The sequence below is a fragment of the Pseudomonas sp. HMSC057H01 genome (assembly GCF_001836405.1).
GTDB lineage: Bacteria > Pseudomonadota > Gammaproteobacteria > Pseudomonadales > Pseudomonadaceae > Pseudomonas > Pseudomonas aeruginosa.
The window spans coordinates 1,783-2,895 of the sequence record NZ_KV828443.1 but is presented as its reverse complement, the minus strand read 5'-3'; the positions used below and the strand labels follow the sequence as shown (position 1 = coordinate 2,895).

Genomic DNA, 1,113 nt, shown 5'->3' with positions numbered 1-1,113 from the left:
GTACCGCCTGGTGCGCAAGCACGGCGGCAAGCAGGCATACGGCTGGCAGTTCGACTTCCGCTACCTGCACCAGAAATCCGGCAGCACCGCCAAGCCCTACGACTTCGCCTGCGACCTGCGCGCGCTCGTCGCGCGGCAGTCGCTGCCCGGCTATGTCCTGGGCATCGAACGGATGCCGGACAACGGCATGGAACTGCTGACCTTCCGGCCCGTGCCGCATACGGCACGGGGATAACTCGGGGAAAGCCTGTGAATGGAGTCGTGCTATCAGGCGTGCGGGGTATCGTGCTATCAGGCGTGGGACTATCGTGCTATCAGGCGTGCCAATCGGCCGAAAACCCGCGCCAGCACTGGGTTTGCGCGCCCTCTAACTTCCCTAACTTAATTTCTCTAACTTTTAGTAGGGAAACGCCGCTGCGGTGGATAACCGCCACGCGGCCACAAACGCAGCAGCAACAGCCGGGCTTTCCAGCAGGGAGGGCCGCGTCATGATCGTTGCTCTGCTCAACCAGAAAGGGGGCGTCGGCAAGACCACGCTCGCCACCCACATCGCCGGCGAACTGGCAATGCGTGGCCAGCACGTCGTGCTGCTGGACGCCGACCCGCAGGGTTCATCGCTGGACTGGACGCAGCGTAGAAGCCAGCAAGGCTTGCCACGGCTGTTCAGTGCCGTGGGCCTCGCACGCGAAACGCTGCATCAGGAAGCGCCAGAGCTTGCCAGGCGGGCCGATCACGTCGTCATCGACGGCCCGCCGCGCATCGCCGCCTTGGCGCGCTCCGCGCTGCTGGCGGCCGAGCGCGTGCTGATCCCGGTGCAGCCCAGTCCCTACGACTTATGGGCCAGCGCCGAGATGGTGGCGCTGATCCGCGAGGCGCAGGTGTTCCGGCCTGCGCTGCGCGCGGCCTTCGTCATCAACCGGCGCATCAGTACCACCGTGATCGGGCGCGAAGCGCGCCAGGCGCTGGCCGACCAGCCGCTTCCTGCGCTGCGCGCGGAAGTGCATCAGCGCATCGTGTTCGCCGACAGCGTGGCCGCTGGCCGGCTTGCACGCGAGACGGCACCGGTCAGCGCCGCCGCGCGCGAAATCACCGCCCTGGTGGACGAACTGCTGC

General features: G+C 66.8%; 2 protein-coding genes. Both read left to right on the top strand.

Annotation, left to right across the window (positions count from 1 at the left end; translation table 11 throughout):
- Positions 1–235 (top strand): replication initiator protein A (locus HMPREF2581_RS11585; protein WP_177345067.1); only part of this gene is annotated, 235 nt, incomplete at its 5' end.
- Positions 236–488: 253 nt separating this feature from the next.
- On the top strand, positions 489–1,113 hold a 625-nt coding region (gene parA, locus HMPREF2581_RS11580; RefSeq protein WP_070867325.1), incomplete at its 3' end, for a ParA family partition ATPase.